The organism is Blastococcus sp. LR1, from assembly GCF_020166105.1.
In the GTDB taxonomy this organism is placed as follows: Bacteria; Actinomycetota; Actinomycetes; order Mycobacteriales; family Geodermatophilaceae; genus Blastococcus.
Window position 1 is genome coordinate 372,188 of the sequence record NZ_JAIUJY010000005.1, and the last position, 19,491, is coordinate 391,678.

Annotated in this window: 20 protein-coding genes and 1 pseudogene; 19 read left to right on the forward strand and 2 right to left on the reverse strand. The window is 73.5% G+C overall.

Annotated features, from left to right (window positions below; genetic code table 11):
• The first annotated feature begins 263 nt into the window (after nt 1-263).
• From rimP to truB, 11 genes and pseudogenes are all read left to right on the forward strand, one after another.
• Nucleotides 264-923, forward strand: coding sequence for a ribosome maturation factor RimP (gene rimP, locus LBW97_RS16765; RefSeq protein WP_224500486.1), 660 nt, complete (start codon nt 264-266; stop codon nt 921-923).
• Nucleotides 920-2,071, forward strand: a complete 1,152-nt coding sequence (gene nusA / locus LBW97_RS16770; RefSeq protein ID WP_224500487.1) for a transcription termination factor NusA — start codon at nt 920-922, stop codon at nt 2,069-2,071. The genes rimP and nusA overlap by 4 nt, the downstream gene beginning before the upstream one ends.
• Before the next feature lie 8 nt (nt 2,072-2,079).
• Nucleotides 2,080-2,346, forward strand: coding sequence for a YlxR family protein (locus LBW97_RS16775; protein ID WP_224500488.1), 267 nt, complete (start codon nt 2,080-2,082; stop codon nt 2,344-2,346).
• Nucleotides 2,347-2,524: 178 nt separating this feature from the next.
• Nucleotides 2,525-2,668 (forward strand): annotated as a pseudogene (locus LBW97_RS16780) (translation initiation factor IF-2 N-terminal domain-containing protein); the annotation flags it as partial.
• 969 nt (nt 2,669-3,637) lie between these two features.
• Nucleotides 3,638-5,473 (forward strand): translation initiation factor IF-2, encoded by a 1,836-nt coding sequence (gene infB, locus LBW97_RS16785; protein ID WP_224500517.1) that lies wholly within the window; start codon nt 3,638-3,640, stop codon nt 5,471-5,473.
• Between the two features lie 95 nt (nt 5,474-5,568).
• Complete coding sequence (locus tag LBW97_RS16790) at nt 5,569-5,862, forward strand: DUF503 domain-containing protein (RefSeq protein WP_224500489.1); 294 nt, start codon at nt 5,569-5,571, stop codon at nt 5,860-5,862.
• Nucleotides 5,863-5,942: 80 nt separating this feature from the next.
• Nucleotides 5,943-6,455, forward strand: coding sequence for a 30S ribosome-binding factor RbfA (gene rbfA / locus LBW97_RS16795; protein WP_224500490.1), 513 nt, complete (start codon nt 5,943-5,945; stop codon nt 6,453-6,455).
• Nucleotides 6,452-6,691, forward strand: a complete 240-nt coding sequence (locus tag LBW97_RS16800) for a hypothetical protein (protein ID WP_224500491.1) — start codon at nt 6,452-6,454, stop codon at nt 6,689-6,691. Before rbfA ends, LBW97_RS16800 begins: the two co-directional genes overlap by 4 nt.
• Entirely contained in the window at nt 6,688-7,716 is a 1,029-nt protein-coding gene (locus tag LBW97_RS16805; protein ID WP_224500492.1) for a bifunctional oligoribonuclease/PAP phosphatase NrnA, read from the forward strand. Before LBW97_RS16800 ends, LBW97_RS16805 begins: the two co-directional genes overlap by 4 nt.
• Nucleotides 7,713-9,035 (forward strand): MATE family efflux transporter, encoded by a 1,323-nt coding sequence (locus tag LBW97_RS16810; protein WP_224500493.1) that lies wholly within the window; start codon nt 7,713-7,715, stop codon nt 9,033-9,035. Before LBW97_RS16805 ends, LBW97_RS16810 begins: the two co-directional genes overlap by 4 nt.
• 31 nt (nt 9,036-9,066) lie before the next feature.
• Nucleotides 9,067-9,981, forward strand: a complete 915-nt coding sequence (truB, locus tag LBW97_RS16815) for a tRNA pseudouridine(55) synthase TruB (protein WP_224500494.1) — start codon at nt 9,067-9,069, stop codon at nt 9,979-9,981.
• 10 nt (nt 9,982-9,991) lie between these two features.
• On the opposite strand, the gene LBW97_RS16820 is transcribed toward truB, so the two are convergent.
• Together LBW97_RS16820 and LBW97_RS16825 are read right to left on the reverse strand one after the other, a co-directional pair.
• The gene (locus LBW97_RS16820; RefSeq protein ID WP_224500495.1) at nt 9,992-10,693 is read right to left on the reverse strand and encodes a methyltransferase domain-containing protein; all 702 of its coding nucleotides are present in this window, start codon (nt 10,691-10,693) and stop codon (nt 9,992-9,994) included.
• A complete protein-coding gene (locus LBW97_RS16825; RefSeq protein WP_224500496.1) occupies nt 10,690-10,947 on the reverse strand; it encodes a GNAT family N-acetyltransferase in 258 nt (85 codons plus the stop codon). Before LBW97_RS16825 ends, LBW97_RS16820 begins: the two co-directional genes overlap by 4 nt.
• A 207-nt stretch (nt 10,948-11,154) precedes the next feature.
• Between LBW97_RS16825 and LBW97_RS16830 the strand changes: the two genes are divergently transcribed.
• The 8 genes from LBW97_RS16830 to dapB all read left to right on the forward strand — a co-directional run bounded on the left by LBW97_RS16830 (nt 11,155) and on the right by dapB (nt 19,204).
• Nucleotides 11,155-11,484 carry an antibiotic biosynthesis monooxygenase gene (locus tag LBW97_RS16830; protein WP_224500497.1) on the forward strand — a complete coding sequence of 110 codons (330 nt, stop codon included), beginning with the start codon at nt 11,155-11,157 and terminating at the stop codon, nt 11,482-11,484.
• A gap of 103 nt (nt 11,485-11,587) precedes the next feature.
• Nucleotides 11,588-12,727, forward strand: coding sequence for a branched-chain amino acid aminotransferase (locus LBW97_RS16835; RefSeq protein ID WP_224500498.1), 1,140 nt, complete (start codon nt 11,588-11,590; stop codon nt 12,725-12,727).
• 14 nt (nt 12,728-12,741) lie between these two features.
• Entirely contained in the window at nt 12,742-13,710 is a 969-nt protein-coding gene (locus LBW97_RS16840) for a bifunctional riboflavin kinase/FAD synthetase (protein WP_224500499.1), read from the forward strand.
• Nucleotides 13,711-13,857: 147 nt separating this feature from the next.
• Nucleotides 13,858-14,127, forward strand: coding sequence for a 30S ribosomal protein S15 (gene rpsO, locus LBW97_RS16845; protein ID WP_113812701.1), 270 nt, complete (start codon nt 13,858-13,860; stop codon nt 14,125-14,127).
• 276 nt (nt 14,128-14,403) lie between these two features.
• The gene (locus tag LBW97_RS16850) at nt 14,404-16,659 is read left to right on the forward strand and encodes a polyribonucleotide nucleotidyltransferase (protein ID WP_224500500.1); all 2,256 of its coding nucleotides are present in this window, start codon (nt 14,404-14,406) and stop codon (nt 16,657-16,659) included.
• Nucleotides 16,656-18,017 carry a pitrilysin family protein gene (locus tag LBW97_RS16855; protein ID WP_224500501.1) on the forward strand — a complete coding sequence of 454 codons (1,362 nt, stop codon included), beginning with the start codon at nt 16,656-16,658 and terminating at the stop codon, nt 18,015-18,017. Before LBW97_RS16850 ends, LBW97_RS16855 begins: the two co-directional genes overlap by 4 nt.
• 1 nt (nt 18,018) lies before the next feature.
• On the forward strand, nt 18,019-18,372 hold the full coding sequence (locus LBW97_RS16860) for a VanZ family protein (RefSeq protein ID WP_224500502.1): 354 nt from the start codon (nt 18,019-18,021) through the stop codon (nt 18,370-18,372).
• A 49-nt stretch (nt 18,373-18,421) separates the two neighbouring features.
• Nucleotides 18,422-19,204, forward strand: a complete 783-nt coding sequence (gene dapB, locus LBW97_RS16865; protein ID WP_224500503.1) for a 4-hydroxy-tetrahydrodipicolinate reductase — start codon at nt 18,422-18,424, stop codon at nt 19,202-19,204.
• Nucleotides 19,205-19,491: the final 287 nt, after the last annotated feature.

The window sequence follows — 19,491 nt, forward strand, 5'->3', positions numbered from 1 at the left end:
CCCATCCTCGCAGCCGAACGCCGTCGGAGCCGGTCGTGCGTCCGGCTCGACGTGCCGCGTCGCCCCGGCGCACCTCGTCCGCCCCTCGCGCACCACGGTCGCGGGGTCCCGCGGACCGGTGCGGCGGTCCGGCCGCGCCCGGCGGGCGGTAGCCTGGGCCCTTCCCCCCGACACCGGGTCCGGCTGCGCACCAGGTGCACGGCGCCGGTCCAGTGGGGGTGCGCGCACGCATCGTGCGGCTGACCGAGCCTGAGGAGGCAAGTGTGTCCGCCTCTCGCGGAACCCAGCGGAGCGACCCCGCCACCGAGCGGCTGTCGGGCTGGATCCAGCCGGTCGTCACCGGAGCGGGCTACGACCTCGAGGAGCTCGTGGTCACCCCCGCCGGTCGGCGCAGCGTCGTGCGCGTCGTCGTCGACCGCGACACCGGCGTGACCCTCGACGACATCGCCGAGGTCAGCCGGGCGGTCTCGGAGGTCCTCGACAGCAACGACGACGGCATGGGGCGCACCCCCTACGTGCTCGAGGTGACCAGCCCGGGCGTCGACCGGCCGCTGACCGAGCCGCGGCACTGGCGGCGCAACAACGGCCGCATGGTGCAGGTGGCCGCCGGTCCGGCTGGCTCGACCGAGCAGCTGACCGGCCGGATCACCGCCGTGGACGACGCGGGCGTCACGCTCGCGGTGGAGGCCAAGGGCAAGCCCGGGGCGAAGAAGCGGGCGCCGGAGCCGCGGCTGGTGCCGTGGGCGCAGCTGGGCGCCGGCCGCGTGCAGGTGGAGTTCGCCCGGAACGACGACCACGTCGGCACCGATGACGACATGACGCAGGACGACGCCGCGGAGCTCGAGGACCTGGACCTGGACCTGGACCTGGACGAGGACCTGGACGAGGCCGAGCTCGCGGACGACGACGGAGGAGAGAAGTGAACATCGACGTCACCGCGCTCAAGGCGGTGGAGCGGGAGAAGGGCATCCCGGTCGACACTGTGATCGAGGCGCTCGAGACGGCGCTGGTCACCGCCTACCGGCACGCGGACGGCGCCGCCAAGCACGTGCGGGTGCACGTCGACCGCAAGAGCGGCGAGGTCGCCGTCCTTGCGCAGGAGCGCGGGCCCGACGGCGAGGTCGTGCGGGAGTGGGACGACACCCCCTCGGACTTCGGCCGGATCGCCGCCAGCACCGCCAAGCAGGTGATCGTGCAGCGCCTCCGCGACGCCGAGCACGAGCAGACCTTCGGCGAGTACGCCGGCAAGGAAGGCGACATCGTCAGCGGCATCGTCCAGGCCGACCAGCGGCGCAACGCCAGCGGCCTGGTCATGATCGACATCGGCAAGGTCGAGGCCGTGCTGCCGGCGGCCGAGCAGGTGCCGGGGGAGACCTACAGCCACGGCACCCGCATCAAGGCCTACGTCGTCGCGGTGTCCCGCACCTTCCGCGGTCCGCAGGTCACCGTCTCCCGCACCCACCCGAGCCTGGTGCGCAAGCTCTTCGCCCTGGAGGTCCCGGAGATCGCCGACGGCAGCGTCGAGATCGTCGCGGTGGCCCGCGAGGCCGGGCACCGGTCGAAGATCGCCGTCCGCACCAAGGTGCCGGGCCTGAACGCCAAGGGTGCCTGCATCGGGCCCATGGGCCAGCGGGTGCGCAACGTGATGAGCGAGCTGCACGGCGAGAAGATCGACATCGTCGACTGGGTCGAGGACCCCGCCGACTTCGTGGCCCAGGCGCTGAGCCCGGCCCGGGTGAACAGCGCGACGCTGGTCGACGCGCAGGCCAAGGCCGTGCGGGTCGTCGTCCCCGACTACCAGCTGTCGCTGGCGATCGGCAAGGAGGGGCAGAACGCCCGTCTGGCCGCCCGCCTCACGGGCTGCCGGATCGACATCCGCAGCGACGCCCAGCATGAGGGCGATGCCGCAACCCCCTCGCCGGGGGTGGGGCGCGCCCCGCTGAGGTCGGCCGCGGCCGGTCACCCGGACGGGGGACGCGACGGCGCCCCCGGCGCCCGGTCGCACGCTCCCGGGGGCGGCCAGCGCTCCGCGCCGCGGCGCGCGGAACATCGCGGACCGGCCACGCGCTAGAGTTAGCGGTGGCCGAAACGTCGAATCCGGTCCGCACCTGCGTGGGGTGCCGGAAGAAGACGTCGGTCGACGACCTGCTGCGCGTGGTCGTCGTGGCCGGGACACTCGTCCCGGATCCACGGCGGATCCTGCCCGGGCGTGGTGCCTCGTTGCACCCGACCGCGGAGTGCCTGCGCGCAGCGGAGCGTCGCCGGGCCTTCCAGCGGGCGCTGCGCAGCAGCGTCCCCGTGGAGGCCGGTCCGCTCCGGGAGCACGTGCTCGGCGCCTCGTCCTGAGGTGCCGGACGGCAGTCGGATCGGGCACACAGCAGCACTCAGTCGGACCGGCACGAGGCCGGTCCGCATGTCGACAGGACACCGTCGGATGACTCAGCCGTGAAGTTCTCACGATGACCATGCGCCACTAACGACGAGGTCGAGCGGGCAAGCCGCCGGCCTCACAAAGAGGAGACCCGTGCCAGGCAAAGCCCGCGTACACGAACTCGCCAAGGAGTTCGGTGTCGACAGCAAGACCGTGCTCGCCACGCTCAAGGAGCAGGGCGAGTTCGTGAAGTCCGCGTCCTCCACCGTCGAGGCCCCCGTGGCCCGACGGCTCCGTGAGGCACTCGGCGCCGCCACCGGCGGCAGCAGCGCACCGGCCGCTCCCGCGGCCCGCCCCAGCGCCCCGGCGCCCAAGCCCGCCGCTCCCGCGGCACCGGCCGCGCCCTCGGCGCCGGCCGCTTCGGCGCCGGCCGCTTCGGCTCCGGCCGCTCCGGCTCCGGCTCGTCCGTCCGCCGCTCCGGGACCGCGTCCCGGCCCGCGGCCGGCCACGCCGGCTCCGGCCGCCCAGGCGCCCGCTCCGCAGGCGCCCGCCCCCGAGGCTCCGGCCGCCCAGGCTCCGGCTGCCCAGGCTCCGGCTGCCCAGGCTCCGGCGGCTCCGCGTCCGGCTGGGCCCCGCCCGGCCGGTGGTGGCGCCCCCGGCGGTCCGCGTCCCGGCCCCCGGCCGGCTCCGCGTCCCGGTAACAACCCCTTCAGCAGCGCGCCGCGTCCGGCTCCGGCCGGTGGCGCCCCGCGTCCGGGCGGTCCGGCTGCGGGCGGTCCTCGCCCCGCGCCCGGCGCCGGTGGCCCCCGTCCCGCGGGTCCTGGCGGTCCCCGCCCGGCTCCCGGCGCGGGCGGTCCCCGTCCGGCCCCGGGTGCCGGCGGTCCGCGTCCCGCTCCCGGTTCCGGCGGTCCCCGTCCCAACCCGGGCATGATGCCGCAGCGTCCGTCCCCGGGCATGATGCCCGGGCGTCCGGCCGGCGGCGGTCGTCCCGGTGGCGGCCCCGGTGGTCGTTCCGGCGGTCCCGGTGGCGGCGGTGGCCGTCCTGGTGGTCCCGGCGGCGGCGGTGGCTTCCGTCCCGGTGGCGGCGGCGGTGCCCCCGGCGCCGGCGCGCCGGCCGGTGGTGGCTTCCGTGGTGGCGGCGGTGGCCGTGGCCGTGGTCGCGGTGGCTCCGGTGCAGGCACTGCGGGCGCCTTCGGGCGTCCCGGTGGTCGCGGTCCGGTCCGCGGGCGCAAGAGCAAGAAGCAGCGGCGTCAGGAGTTCGACTCCATGGCGGCGCCCAGCATGGGCGGCGTCAGCCTGCCCCGTGGCAACGGGCAGACCGTCCGGCTGCCCCGTGGCGCCTCGCTGACCGACCTCGCCGAGCGCATCAACGCCGAGCCGGCCGCGCTGGTCACCGCCCTGTTCCACCTGGGCGAGATGATCACCGCGACGCAGTCGGTCAACGACGAGACGTTGCAGCTCCTCGGTGCCGAGATCGGCTGGGTCATCCAGGTCGTCAGCCCCGAGGACGAGGACCGCGAGCTCCTCGAGACCTTCGACCTCACCTTCGGCGACGAAGAGGGTGAAGAGGGCGACTGGGAGTCCCGTCCGCCGGTGGTCACCGTCATGGGTCACGTCGACCACGGAAAGACCAAGCTGCTCGACGCCCTGCGGCACAGCAACGTGGTCTCGAAGGAGGCCGGTGGCATCACGCAGCACATCGGCGCCTACCAGATCGTCACCGAGCTGGAGCACAACGAGCGTCCGATCACCTTCATCGACACCCCGGGTCACGAGTCGTTCACCGCGATGCGTGCCCGTGGCGCGAAGGTCACCGACATCGTCGTGCTGGTCGTGGCTGCCGACGACGGCGTCATGCCGCAGACGGTCGAGGCGCTCAACCACGCCCAGGCCGCCGAGGTGCCGATCGTCGTCGCGGTGAACAAGATCGACAAGGAGGGGGCCAACCCCGCCAAGATCCGCCAGCAGCTCACCGAGTACGGGCTGGTGGCCGAGGAGTACGGCGGCGACACGATGTTCGTCGACGTCTCCGCGACCACCCGTCAGGGTCTCGACGAGCTCCTGACCGCGATCCTGCTGACCGCCGACGCCTCCCTCGACCTGCGCGCGAACACCGAGCAGGATCCGCAGGGTGTCGTCATCGAGGGCAAGCTGGACAAGGGTCGTGGCCCCGTCGCCACGGTGCTGGTCCAGCGCGGAACGCTGCGTCAGGGCGACTCGATCGTGGCCGGAGACGCCTACGGTCGCGTCCGCTCGCTGCTCGACGAGCACGGCAACAAGCTCAAGGAAGCCCTGCCGTCGCGGCCGGTCCAGGTCGTCGGCCTGACCTCGGTCCCGCGTGCCGGTGACACCTTCCTCGTCGTCGAGGAGGACCGGGTGGCCCGGCAGATCGCCGACCGCCGCCAGGCCCGCATCCGCAACGCGCAGAACGCCTCCATGCGCAAGCGGATCAGCCTCGAGGACCTCGACGCGGCGCTCAAGGAGACCCGTCAGCTCAACCTGATCATCAAGGGCGACAACTCGGGCACCGTCGAGGCGCTCGAAGAGGCGCTCATGAAGATCGAGGTCGACGACGAGATCTCGCTGCGGGTCATCCACCGCGGCGTCGGTGGCATCACCAAGAGCGACATCGACCTCGCGCTGGCCGACGACGTCATCGTCCTGGGCTTCAACGTCCGGGCCGAGGGTCAGGCCACCGAGCTCGCCAGCCGCGAGGGGGTGGACGTCCGGTACTACACGGTCATCTACCAGGCGATCGACGAGATCGAGGCTGCGCTCAAGGGCATGCTCAAGCCCATCTACGAGGAGGTCCAGCTCGGTACGGCGGAGGTCCGCGAGGTCTTCCGGGTGCCGAAGATCGGCAACGTCGCCGGTTCGCTGGTCCGCAGCGGCACGATCGTCCGCAACTCGAAGGCCCGTCTCATGCGCGACGGTGCCGTGGTCGCCGACAACCTGACCGTGGAGTCGCTCCGCCGGTTCAAGGACGACGCGACCGAGGTCCGCGAGGGCTACGAGTGCGGTATCGGGCTGGGGTCGTTCAACGACATCAAGCCCGACGACGTGATCGAGACCTTCGAGATGCGCGAGAAGCCGCGCGAGTAACAGAAGGACCCCGCTGCCCCCACGCCACGCTCCGCGCGGCGTGGGGCCCTGCAGCGGAGCCGTTCCAGCACGCTGACGTAGGAAGGCGGTGGGGGATGTTCACCGGATCCCTCACCGCCGACCTGCTGCTGGGCGATGTCCACTCGCTCAAGGGCAAGCGCGCCGTCGTCCGGCCGATCGTGGCCGAGCTGCGGCGGCGCTTCGCCGTCGCCGCCGCGGAGGTCGGTGACCAGGACCTGCACCGACGTGCGCAGGTCGGGGTCGCCGCCGTGGCCGGCGACGCCGGGCAGGTCACCGACGTGCTCGACGCCTGCGAGCGGTTGCTGGCTGAGCGGCCAGAGGTGACGCTGCTGTCGACGCACCGTCAGCTCGTCAGCGACAGCGACTGACGCACCGGTCGGCGCAGCCCCCGCCGTCCACCCCGTTCTCCGGCGCGCCTCGAGGCGCGCCCCGCCCCTAGGAGGGTCCGATGGCCGACCCGGCCCGCGCCCGCAAGCTCGCGGTGCGCATCCGTCAGATCGTCTCCGCCGCGATCGAGACCCAGATCAAGGACCCCCGGCTGGGCATGGTGACCGTCACCGACGCCCGCGTCACCAGTGACCTCCGCGAGGCCACGGTCTTCTACACCGTCTACGGCGACGAGACCGCGATCGCCGACTCCGCGGTGGCGCTGGCCAGCGCCACCGGGGTGCTGCGGTCGACCGTCGGCAAGCAGACGGGGATCAAGTTCGTCCCCTCGCTGGAGTTCATCGCCGACATCGTCCCGGACACCGCCCGGGAGCTCGAGGAGGCGCTCGAGCGTGCCCGGCACGCCGACGCCGAGCTCGCCCGCGCCCGGGAGGGCGCCAGCTACGCCGGTGAGCCCGACCCCTACCGCCGTCCCGCCGAGGACGACGAGGACGAGGACGAGGACGACACGGTGGCCTCCGGCGCTGCCGATGAGGGATCCGAGGACCCCGCCCCGACGAGGAGCGCACTGTGACCGAGAACGACCCCGACCCGTACGAGCCCGACGAGGGCGAGGGCACGTCGGTGCTGGGCGGCCAGGCCGTCCCCGCCTCCGGTGACCCGACCGACGGCGGCAAGACCGGCGAGATCGGGGAGGCCCCGAGCATCGCCTCCGACGAGCCCGACGACGGCACCGAGTACGCCGTGGGCGGGGGCGACATCACCGAGCACCAGGGCGGCCGGGTGGCCGACCCCGACCCGGGCGCGTGAGCGCGGGAACCACGACGCCGCCCGAACCGGTGGACGCGGACCTCACCGAGGCGCTGCGCGCGGCGTCCGAGGTGCTGGCAAACGCCGCTGATGCGCGGGCCACTGTCGTCCTCTCCGGTCACGTGCAGCCGGACGCGGACGCGCTGGGCAGCACTCTCGCACTGGCCGAGGGCCTCCGTCGCCGCGGTGCGCGCGTCCTCGCGACGTTCCCCGGCCCCTTCACCCTGCCGGCGTCGCTCGGCTGGATCCCGGGCGCCGAGGGGCTGGTCCCCTCGGACTCGGTGCCCGCCTCGCCCGACGTGTTCGTCAGCCTGGACGCCGCGTCACCGGGACGCCTCGGCGAGCTCGCCCCGCTGCTGGAGCGGGCCGCGACCTCCGTCGTCGTCGACCACCACGCCAGCAACCCCGGTTTCGGGCGGCTGCGCGTCGTCGATCCGACCGCGCCGGCGACGGTCACCCTCGTCGCCGATCTGCTCGACGGCCTGGGTGTGACGCTGGACCGCCACTTGGCCACCTGCCTCTACGCCGGGCTGGCCGCCGACACCGGCTCCTTCCGGTTCGGCAGCACCCGCCCGGAGACCCACGAGCTCGCCGCCCGGCTGCTCAGCACGGGCATCGACCACGCCGCCATCAGCCGCCGGCTGTTCGACACCGCGCCGTTCGGCTGGCTCGGACTGCTCTCGGTGGTGACCGGTCGTGCGACCCTGGAGCCCGATGTGGGCGCCGGGCTGGTGTGGACCTGGTCCAGCGCCGCCGAGGCCGGCGAGCACGGCCTGGCGGGGGAGCAGCTGGAGGCGCTGGTCGACGTCATCCGGGCCACCGAGGAGGCCGACGTCGCCTGTGTGCTGAAGGGGCAGCCCGACGGCTCGTGGACGGTGTCCATGCGCTCCCGTGGCGGCACCGACGTCGCGCAGGTGGCCATGGCCCTGGGCGGAGGCGGGCACCGCGCCGCCGCCGGCTACACCTCGCACCTGGACCGCGAGGGAACCGTCGCAGCGCTGCGCGACCAGCTTCGCGGCCGATGACCGGGCGGTCCACCGGACCGCGCAGCTCGCCCGGAGTGCTGGCCCTGGCGCTCCCGGCGCTGGTGGTGCTGGCCGCCGAGCCGCTCTACCTGCTCGTCGACACCGCCGTCGTCGGCAACCTGGGCACGGTCGCGCTCGGCGGGCTCGCCGTCGGCGGAGGACTGCTGGCGTGGGCGGCAGCCCTGCTGAACTTCCTGGCCTACGGGACTACGGCACGCGCAGCCCGGCGAGCCGGTGCCGGCGACCGTGCCGGCGCGGTGGACGAGGGCGTGCAGGCCACCTGGCTGGCGGTCGCGCTCGGCCTGCTCGTGCTCCTGCTCTTCCAGCTCCTCGCGGGCCCGCTGACCCGGATGCTGGCCGGCGGTGCCGGCCCCGTCGCCGCGGCGGGGGAGCAATGGCTCCGCATCGCCTCGCTGGGGGCGCCGCTGCTCCTGGTCTCCCTGGCCGGCAACGGCTGGCTGCGCGGCGTGCAGGAGCTCCGCCGCCCCGTGCGCTACGTGCTCGCCGGGAGCCTGCTCAGCCTGGTGCTCTGCCCGCTGCTCGTGCACGCGGCCGGGCTCGGCCTGGTGGGCTCGGCCTGGGCCAACGTGGCCGGCCAGGCGCTCACCGCCGCGATGTTCGTCCGGTCGTTGGTGCGGGAGGGCGCCGGCTGGCGGGTGCGCCCGTCGGCGGTGGTGCGCCAGCTGGTGATCGGCCGCGACCTCCTGCTGCGGGCCGCGGTCCTGCAGGTGTCCTTCCTCGTGGCGGCCGGCGTCGCGGCGCGGACCAGCACGGCCGCCCTGGGCGCGCACCAGATCGCGCTCCAGCTGTTCTTCTTCCTCGCACTGGTGCTCGACGCCTACGCGATCGCCGCCCAGACCCTGGTCGGGCACGCGCTCGGGGCGCAGCGCCCCGAGGAGGCGCGGGAGACCGCCCGGCGCGTGGCGCTCTGGGGGCTGGGCACCGGCTGCGGCGTCGCCGTCGTGCTGCTGGCCCTGCGCGGAGTCGTGCCGCCGCTGTTCACCGACGACCCCGCGGTGCTGGCGCAGGCCGCCGTCGTCTGGTGGTTCCTGGCCGGCTTCCAGCCGGTGGCCGGAGTGGTCTTCGCGCTGGACGGCGTCCTGATGGGCGCCGGTGACGTGGCCTACCTCCGAACCGTCACGATCGCGTCCGCGCTGGTCGGGTTCCTGCCGCTCTCCCTGCTGGCCGGCCCGCTGGACCTGGGCCTGGCCGGCGTGTGGACCGGGCTGACGCTCTTCATCGCGCTGCGGCTGGTCGCCGTGCTGGCCCGGGTGGCGGGTGACCGCTGGCTGAGCGCGCCTGAGACGGTTAGGGCGTGAGCCCCGCGAGAGCGACGGTAGGAACCGAGCCGTGAGCAAGCGTCCGGATGCCGATGTCCCGCCCGGCCTGATGCTCGTGGACAAGGCCGGTGGCATGACCTCCCACGACGTCGTGGCCCGGGCGCGGCGGGCGCTGTCGGTGCGCAAGGTCGGGCACGCGGGCACGCTCGACCCGATGGCCACCGGCCTGCTGGTCCTGGGCGTCGGGACGGCGACCCGGCTGCTCGGCTACGTCGGCGGGCACGACAAGACCTACGAGGCCACGATCCGGCTCGGCCAGGCCACGGTCACCGACGACCGCGAGGGCGAGCTGCTGAGCTCGGCCTCCACCGCCGCCCTGGACGACGACGCCGTGCGCGCCGCCCTGGCCGCGCAGACCGGCCCGCTGCAGCAGGTGCCCTCGGCGGTGAGCGCGGTCAAGGTCGACGGCCGCCGCTCCTACGACCGCGTGCGGGCGGGGGAGACCGTGGAGCTCGCCGCCCGTTCGGTCACCGTGCGCCGGCTGGAGGTGCACCGCATCGCGCGGCCCGAGCCGGACCTGGTCGACGTCGACGTCACGATCGACTGCACCGCCGGCACCTACATCCGCGCGATCGCCCGCGACGCCGGTGCAGCCCTCGGCGTGGGCGGCCACCTCACCGCACTCCGCCGCACCGTGTCGGGGCCCTTCTCCGTCGCCCGGGCCGGCACGGTCGAGGAGTCGGCGGCCGCTCTGGTGGCCGACGGCGGCCCCGGTTTCCTGGGCCTGACCGAGGCGGCCCGGCTGGTCTTCCCGGACCGGGCGCTCACCGCCGAGGAGGCGGTCGCGCTCGGCTACGGGCAGCGCATCCCCGCAACGGGCGCGCCCGGCCTGCACGCCGCGGTCGACCCCGACGGCCGGCTCGTGGCGCTGGTCGAGGACGCCGGTCGCGTCGCGAAGGTGACGGTCGGCTTCCCGCCGTCCTGACCGCCGGGCGTCAGCGCAGCACCTCGAGCATCGTGCCGGCGCCGCGCTGGAACTCGTACGCGACCGGGCGCACCCGAGCTCGCAGCCCGTCGTCCCCGAGCCGGTCGACGAGGTGGGCGACCAGCTCCGGCATGGCGCGGCCGGCCTGGTCGACCAGCGGGTAGATCCGGACCCCGGCCCGCGACACCCGGGCCATCTCGCGCAGCGCCGCGACGTGGAACCCGGCGTCGAGGCGGTCGGCGTAGGTGAGCAGCAGGTGCGAGGAGAGCACCAGGTCGACGCTGCGGTCCGCGAACGGGAGCGCCGGCAGAGTCGCGGCGACGTACCGCTCCGGGTGCGCCCGCCGGTCCGCGGCGAACAGCGCGGCGGCGTCGGCGCGGTGGCGTGCGTGACCCGCCGGGTCGCCGAAGAAGTCCCACAGGTACCGGTCGGCGTTCGCCACTGCCCAGGCCTGCCCGCGGGCCAGCTCCGCGGACAGGCGCTCCTCCAGCCGTTCTGCCGGCGTGACGTACACCGGGTCGACGGCGACCGCGCGTGCCCCGAGGGCGCACGCCGCCGCGGTGAAGCTGGACGCTCCGCCGGGGCAGTCGAGGACCCGGCCGGCGACGTCCTCGTCGCTCAGGGCGAACATCGCGCGGTACTCGTCGAAGGACCGGGCGCTGACGAGGTAGTCGCCGATGTCCCGGGAGCCGACGAGGTCCTCGCCGCTCACCGCTGCGCCCCGGGCAGTGCCTCGGCTAGGTGCACCAGCCGCAGTCCGGGGCGGACGTCCTCGCGGGAGCTCTCCGTGTAGCCCAGCCGGCCGTACAGGCGGAGGTCGGCCCCGCTGAGGGCGCCGGTGAACAGCGCGGCGCGGGGGAGCCGCGTGGCGTTCTCGGCGGCGACCAGCAGCCGGGTGCCGATGCCGCGGCCCTGCAGGTTCGCGGCGGAGGAGGGAAGGGGGCGGAGCTCGACGGGCGGGGACACGGCGGTCCTCTCGGACGACGGCGGACCGCGTGCGTCCACCGATGCGGGTGGACTGGGACGACGGAGCGCAGCCACCTACCGGCGGCGCCACCGACTCGTCGTCATGCCGCGGATGCTGCCACGCTCGGGAGCCCGGTGGCGGCTGCTCGTTCGTCCCGGTGGTTGATCTTGCGATTGGCCGGGACGCGGTGCGGGAACGGGAGGGCCATGAGTGTCGTCAAGATCAACGCGATCACCGTGCCCAAGGACAAGCAGGAGCGCTTCGAGGAGCGGTTCCGTGGCCGGGCCGGTGCGGTCGAGAGCACCCCCGGGTTCGAGTGGTTCGAGCTGCTGCGCCCGGTCGAGGGCACCGACCAGTACCTCGTCTACACCCGGTGGAGCAGCACCGAGGCCTACGAGGCGTGGCAGTCGGGGCAGGACTTCGACCGCGCCCACGACGGTGGCGGCGACACCCTGGCCTCCGCGGCGCCGCACTCCGCGCACGTCTGGACCTACGAGGTGCTCGAGAACGCCGGGCCCAAGGAGACCCAGGCCTGAGCCGGGTTACTGTGACGGCATCGGTCCCGCACACCCGCGGGGCCGGTGCCGGGCCGGCGTGCCGCCGCTCGGCGCCACTCCGCAGCACGCCCGGGTAGGAGCCATGACCGACACGCTCGCCGACAGCCGTACCTCTTCGCGGATGTTCCTCGCGGACGTGCCGGTGGTCGTGGAGGACGTGCGTCGCCGCTCCGCCGCCGAGCGCGAGGAGCTGCTCGCCGACCCCGGGTTCGGCCGCTACTTCACCGACTCCATGTTTGTGGCCCGGTACCAGGCCGGCCGGGGCTGGTACGACGCCCGGCTCACCCAGTACGGCCCGCTGCCGATGGATCCCGGCACCGCCGCGCTGCACTACGCGCAGTCGATCTTCGAGGGCCTCAAGGCCTACGCCCAGCCTGACGGCAGCGTCGCGATGTTCCGCCCCGAGGCCAACGCCGCACGCTTCGTCCGCAGCGCCGAGCGGCTGGCGATGCCCCCGGTGCCGGAGGAGGCGTTCCTCGCCGCCGTCGACGCCCTGGTCGACGCCGACCGCGACTGGGTCCCGAGCGGCCCCGACCAGTCGCTCTACCTGCGCCCCTACCAGCTGGCCAGCGAGTCCTTCCTCGGCGTCCGCCCGGCGCACGAGTACCTGTTCCTGGTCATCGCCAGCCCCGCCGGCGCCTACTTCCCGCGCGGCGTGCAGCCGGTCTCGGTCTACGTGTCCGAGGACTACGCCCGGGCGGCCCCCGGCGGCACCGGCGACGTGAAGTGCGCCGGCAACTACGCGGCCAGCCTGCTGCCGCAGCAGGAGGCCAGCGCGCTCGGCTGCGACCAGGTCGTCTACCTCGACGCGGTGGAGAAGAAGTACATCGAGGAGCTGGGCGGGATGAACCTGTTCTTCGTCCTCGGTTCCGGCGACGACGCCGAGCTGCTCACCCCCGAGCTCTCCGGCAGCCTGCTCCCCGGCATCACCCGCGACTCCCTGATCCGCGTGGCCGGCGACCTGGGCCACCGCGTGAGCGAGCGCAAGGTGAGCCTCGAGGAGTGGCGCGACGGCGTGCTCGACGGCTCCATCACCGAGACCTTCGCGTGCGGAACGGCGGCCGTCATCACGCCGATCGGCGAGGTCAAGGCCCGCAGCGGCGAGTTCGCCGTGGGCGACGGCACCCCCGGCCCGCTCACCATGCGGCTGCGCGAGACGCTGCTCGGCATCCAGCACGGGCGGGTGGCCGACACCCACGGCTGGCTGCACCGGGTCTCCTGACCGGGACCGGGCGCGTGTTGCGCTGGCGGGGGCTGGAGGCGACCCCGGGCGACCTCGGCCGGACGGTGGTCACCGTCGGGATGTACGACGGCGTCCACCTCGGTCACCAGAAGCTGATCGGAGCCGCGGTCGCGCGCGCCCGGGCGATGCGTCGGCCCTGCCTGCTGCTCACCTTCGACCCCCACCCGGCCGAGGTGGTGCGCCCCGGCTCGCACCCGGCGATCCTCACCTCGCTGGACCGCAAGGCCGAACTCGTCGCGGGCCTCGGCGTCGACGCCATGTGCGTGCTGCCGTTCACCGCCGAGTTCAGCCGCCTGGCGCCGGAGACGTTCACCCACACCGTGCTGGTGGAGCGGCTGCACGCGGCGCAGGTCGTGGTGGGGGAGAACTTCACCTACGGGCACAAGGCCGCGGGCGACGTCGCGAGCCTCGGCGAGGAGGGCCGCCGCTTCGGCTTCGCCGTCGACGGGGTGCCCCTGGCCCAGGACTCGTCCGACGACGGCGAGGTCACCATCTCCAGCACCTACATCCGCGCCTGCGTCGCCGCCGGGGACATGGTGTCGGCGGCCCGGGCGCTCGGGCGGCCGCACCGGGTCGACGGCGTCGTCGTGCGCGGGCACCGCCGCGGGCGGGAGCTGGGTTACCCGACGGCGAACGTCGAGACCCCGCCGTTCACCGCCATCCCGGCCGACGGCGTCTACGCCGGCCACCTGGTCACCCGGCACGACGACGGCACCAGCGCCCAGCGGCTGCCCGCGGCGATCTCGGTGGGCACCAATCCCACGTTCCAGGGGACCCGCCGCACGGTCGAGGCCTTCGCGCTGGACTACAGCGGTGATCTCTACGGCGAGCACGTCGGCGTCGAGTTCACCGCCCGGCTGCGGCCGATGGCCGCGTTCGACGGCGTCGAGGCCCTGCTGGCCGCGATGGCGCAGGACGTCACCGAGACCCGCCGCGCGCTGGGCCTCCCCGAAGCTCGCTGACCCGGCCGGGTCGTGCGGCGACGCACCGTGATCAGCCGGCGGCAGCGGCGCTGGTAACCTTCGGGGCAGCCGGTACCACCGGCGTGTGTGCAGCCTGCCCTCGTGCGTCAGACCGGGGGCCACACGTGACCGCCCAGGAGGCGAACCATGGCGCTCGACAGCGCAACCAAGCAGCAGATCATGACCGACTACGCGACGGTCGAGAAGGACACCGGTTCGCCCGAGGTGCAGGTCGCGATGCTGACCCGCCGGATCAGCGACCTGACCGAGCACCTGAAGATGCACAAGCACGACCACCACAGCCGGCGGGGCCTGCTCCTGCTGGTCGGCCGGCGTCGCCGGCTGCTGAACTACCTGGCGAAGACCGACATCAACCGGTACCGCTCGCTCATCGAGCGGCTCGGCCTGCGCCGCTAGTACGTCGAGGGGACCGCCCCCGGTTCACACCGGGACGGTCCCCTCTCTCGTGCGGCACCCGCCGCACGGGCCACGGCGAGCCCGACCGACGCGATCCGCGACGGGCCGGTCCTCGGTAGTGGCCCCCGGGCACGCATCGGTCCCCCTCCGCAGGGGAGCCGGTTCCCGAGGGCTTCGATCGAGCACCGGTCACCCCGGACGCCGACGGCGGACCTCCGCCGCAAGAGGAGTCGCACGACGGCACGAGGCCGCTGCGACGAAGAGAGAGAAGGACATATGTCCGCACCCACCATCACCGCCGAGTTCGACGCCGAGGACGGCGTCACCACCGCCACCGCGGTCATCGACAACGGCAGCTTCGGCACCCGTTCCATCACCTTCGAGACCGGCCGCCTCGCCAAGCAGGCCGCCGGCTCCGTCGTCGTCACCATGGGCGACACCATGCTGCTGTCGGCCACCACCGCCGGCCGTCAGCCGAAGGAGCAGTTCGACTTCTTCCCGCTGACCGTCGACGTCGAGGAGCGCATGTACGCCGCCGGGCGCATCCCCGGTTCGTTCTTCCGCCGCGAGGGCCGCCCCTCCGAGGACGCGATCCTCACCTGCCGCCTGATCGACCGCCCGCTGCGCCCGACGTTCGCCAAGGGCCTGCGCAACGAGGTCCAGGTCGTCATCACCGTCATGGCGCTGGACCCCACGCACCTCTACGACGTGGTCGCGATCAACGCCGCCTCGGCGTCCACCCAGCTGTCGGGCCTGCCGTTCTCCGGCCCCATCGGCGCCACCCGCGTGGCCCTGATCAACGGCCAGTGGGTCGGCTTCCCCACCCACACCGAGCTCGAGGACGCCGTCTTCGACATGGTCGTGGCCGGCCGCGTGCTCCCCGACGGCGACGTCGCGATCATGATGGTCGAGGCCGAGGCCACCGAGAAGACGATCGAGCTCATCGCCGGTGGCGCCACCGCCCCGACCGAGGAGGTCGTGGCGCAGGGCCTCGAGGCCGCCAAGCCGTTCATCAAGGCGCTGTGCGACGCGCAGTCGGCCATGGCGGAGAAGGCGGCCAAGCCGGTCGCCGACTTCCCCCGCTTCCTGGACTACCAGGACGACGTCTACGCCGCCGTCGAGGCGCAGGTCGGCGACAAGCTGGCCCAGGCCCAGCAGATCGCCGGCAAGGCCGAGCGCGAGGACGCCACCGACGCCCTCAAGGACGAGGTCAAGGCTGCGCTGGCCGGCCAGTTCGAGGGCCGCGAGAAGGAGATCTCCGGTGCCTTCCGCGCGCTGACCAAGAAGGTCGTGCGCCAGCGCATCCTGCGCGACAAGGTCCGCATCGACGGCCGCGGCCTGACCGACATCCGGCCGCTGTCGGCCGAGGTCGAGGTCATCCCGCGCGTGCACGGCTCGGCGCTGTTCGAGCGCGGCGAGACCCAGATCCTGGGTGTCACCACGCTGAACATGCTCCGCATGGAGCAGCAGCTGGACACGCTGTCGCCGGTCAGCCGCAAGCGCTACATGCACAACTACAACTTCCCGCCGTACTCCACCGGTGAGACCGGTCGCGTGGGCTCGCCCAAGCGCCGCGAGATCGGCCACGGCGCGCTCGCCGAGCGCGCTCTGGTGCCGGTGCTGCCGGACCGCGAGGAGTTCCCCTACGCGATCCGTCAGGTCTCCGAGGCCCTCGGCTCGAACGGCTCCACCTCGATGGGTTCGGTCTGCGCCTCGACGCTGGCCCTGCTCAACGCCGGTGTGCCGCTGAAGGCGCCGGTCGCCGGCATCGCCATGGGCCTGGTCTCCGACGAGGTCGACGGCAAGACCGAGTACGTCGCGCTGACCGACATCCTCGGCGCCGAGGACGCTTTCGGTGACATGGACTTCAAGGTCGCCGGCACCAAGGACTTCGTCACGGCCCTCCAGCTGGACACGAAGCTCGACGGCATCCCCTCCGACGTCCTCGCCGGTGCGCTGACCCAGGCCCGCGCGGCCCGGCTGCACATCCTCGACGTCATGGGCGAGGCGATCGACGCCCCCGACGAGATGAGCCCGTTCGCGCCCCGCGTGACCACGGTGCGCATCCCGGTCGACAAGATCGGCGCGGTCATCGGCCCCAAGGGCCAGATGATCAACGCGATCCAGGACGAGACCGGCGCGGACATCACGATCGAGGACGACGGCACGATCTACGTCGGCGCCTCCGACGGCCCCTCGGCCCAGGCCGCGGTGGACCGGATCAACGCCATCGCCAACCCGCAGATGCCCAAGGTCGGCGAGCGCTTCCTCGGCACGGTCGTCAAGACCACGCCGTTCGGCGCCTTCGTCTCCCTGCTCCCGGGCAAGGACGGGCTGGTGCACATCAGCAAGCTCGGTGGCGGAAAGCGGATCAGCAAGGTCGAGGACGTGTGCAACGTCGGCGACAAGCTGCAGGTCGAGATCACCGACATCGACGCCCGCGGCAAGATCAGCCTGGCGCCCGTCGCCGAGGGTGGCGCCGAGGCCTCCTCCGAGGCGCCGGCCGAGGCCGCCGCACCTGCGGGTGAGTGACCACGTCTGACGTGTTCGGGACCGGGGCGGGTGCGCATGCACCCGCCCCGGTTCCTGTCGGGGAGACCGCCCTGCTCGACCTCGACGAGGTCGGCGGACGGGTGGAGCGCACCACCCTGCCCGGGGGCCTCCGGGTCCTGACCGAGACGATGCCGGGAGTCCTCTCGGCGACGCTCGGCATCTGGGTGGGGGTCGGCTCGAGGGACGAGACGCCGGCCGTGGCCGGCTCGTCGCACTTCCTCGAGCACCTGCTGTTCAAGGGCACCTCGTCGCGCTCCGCGCTGGAGATCGCGACGGCCATGGACGCGGTCGGCGGTGAGATGAACGCGTTCACCGCCAAGGAGCACACCTGCTACTACGCGAACGTGCTCGCCAGCGACCTGCCCCTGGCCGTGACGCTGCTGGCCGATCTGGTCACTGACGCCACCAATACCGCGGCGGACCTGGAGTCCGAGCGCACGGTCGTGCTCGAGGAGATCGCCATGCGCGACGACGAGCCCGCGGACGCCGTGCACGACCTGTTCGCCGAGACGCTGTTCGGGGACACCTCCCTGGGCCGCTCGGTGCTGGGAACCGTGGAGTCGATCGAGGGCCTGACCCGGGATGACGTCGACGGCTGGTATCGCTCGCGGTACGCCGCGCCGTCGATCGTGGTCACGGCGGCCGGCCGGGTGGACCACCAGCAGGTCCTGGACCTGGTGACGGCGGCCTTCGGGAGCCGGCTGTCCGGGACCGCCGAGCCGGCGCCGTTGCGCACCGGTGACCTGGAGGTGGTCCGGCCGGCTCGCAGCACCGGGCTGATCTCGCGGCGGACCGAGCAGACGCACCTGCTGTTCGGCGCCCCGTCCATGGGGCGCAACGACGAACGGCGCTACACCGCCGCGGTGCTGGACGCCGCGGTCGGCGGCGGTATGAGCTCGAGGCTGTTCCAGGAGATCCGCGAGAAGCGGGGGCTGGTCTACAGCGTCGGCTCGGCGCTCAGCCACTACGCCGGCGCCGGCGCCTTCTCCGTGTACGCAGGCTGCGCCAAGAAGCGGGTGCCGGAGGTCCTCAGGCTGATCCGCGAGGAGCTGGACCGGGTGGCCGCCGACGGACTCACCTCCGAAGAGGTCGCCCGCGCCCGTGGGCAGCTGCGCGGGGGACTGGTGCTGGGGCTCGAGGACACCGGGTCGCGGATGAGCCGGCTGGGCAAGAGCGAGCTCTCCTACGGGGAGTACGTGCCGGTCCGCGACGTCCTGGCCCGCATCGACGCCGTCGACGAGATGCAGGTGCGGTCCGTGGCCGCCGAGCTGTTCGGCCGGGAGACGTGCCTGGCCGTGGTCGGCCCCTACCGCGAGTCCGACCTCGACGAGCTCTGAGGTGCCGGCCGATCTCCTCCGCGGCGTGGTTCCGCGCGCCGCCTTCGCCGTCGTCGGGGTCGTCTCGCTGTTCGTCCTGTTCGTCCCCGCCGCGGGGGTGCCGACGGCGCCCCCGGGGACGGACAAGGTCGTGCACCTGCTGCTCTTCGCCGCCCTCGCCGTCACGGGCCGGTGGGCAGGGGTCACCCGAGTGCCGCTGGTGGTGGGCCTGGTCGCCTACGCGGCGGTCAGCGAGGTCGTGCAGGGGACGACGGCCCTGGGCCGCTCCGCCTCGCTCGCGGACGGGCTGGCGGACGTCGCCGGCATCCTGCTGGGGCTCCTGATCTGGTCGGTGGGCACCCGCCGGACGCGCTGATCGGCGTCGCTGTCTTGCGTCGGCGACGCGGTCCGGGAAACCTGACCGCGTGACCACGACCGACCAGCAGTCAGCTTCCCAGTCCCCACTCGTCCCGGTGGGGGTGCTGGGCGCCCGGGGCCGGATGGGCGCCGAGGTGGTCAAGGCCGTCAACGACGCCGAGGACCTCGAGCTCGTCGCGATGGTCGACGACGGCGACTGGCTGTTCAACGTCGCCGATGCCGGCGCCCAGGTGGTCGTGGACTTCACCCGCCCGGACGTCGTCATGGACAACATCCGGTTCTGCATCGACAACAACATCCACTGCGTCGTCGGGACCACCGGCTTCGACGAGGCGCGGCTGGCCACGGTCGCCGAGTGGCTGGAGCCCAAGCCGGAGCTGGGCGTCGTGATCGCGCCCAACTTCGGCATCGGCGCGATCCTGCTGATGCGATTCGCCCAGGAGGCCGCGCGCTTCTTCCCCTCGGTGGAGGTGGTGGAGCTGCACCACCCGAACAAGGTGGACGCCCCCTCCGGGACCGCGCTGCGCACCGCCCGACTGATCGCGGCCGCGCGGCGTGCCGCGGGGATGCCGCCGTCGCCCGACGCGACGACCGACTCGCTGCCCGGCGCCCGGGGTGCCGACGTCGAAGGGGTGCCGGTGCACGCGGTCCGGCTCACCGGGCTGGTCGCGCACCAGGAGGTGCTGCTGGGCGCGGCGGGGGAGGCCCTCACGATCCGGCACGACTCCTTCGACCGGGCCTCGTTCATGCCGGGCGTGCTGCTCGCGGTGCGGGAGATCGGCCGCCGACCGGGGCTCACCGTGGGGATCGAGAGCTTCCTGGGCCTGTAGCCGGGCGCCCGGGACGCGCTCCTGAGAGGGGGGCGTTCCGGAACGCGCAGAGTGTGACGCGGACCGCGCCGCTGGGGGTTGCACAGGGACCTAAGACCTCGTGTAGTGTTCTCCATGCGCCGCGCGGCCCGGAAGGGCCGCCGGACCGGACACTGCCCTTGAGGGCCTCCGGAAACCGGCGTAGAGTTGGACATCCAGCCAGTGACGGAGCCCGTGAGGGTCGAGTTTCTGCGCGTCCGCTCCTTGAGAACTCAACAGCGTGCCGAAAGTCAGTGCCAAGTAATACC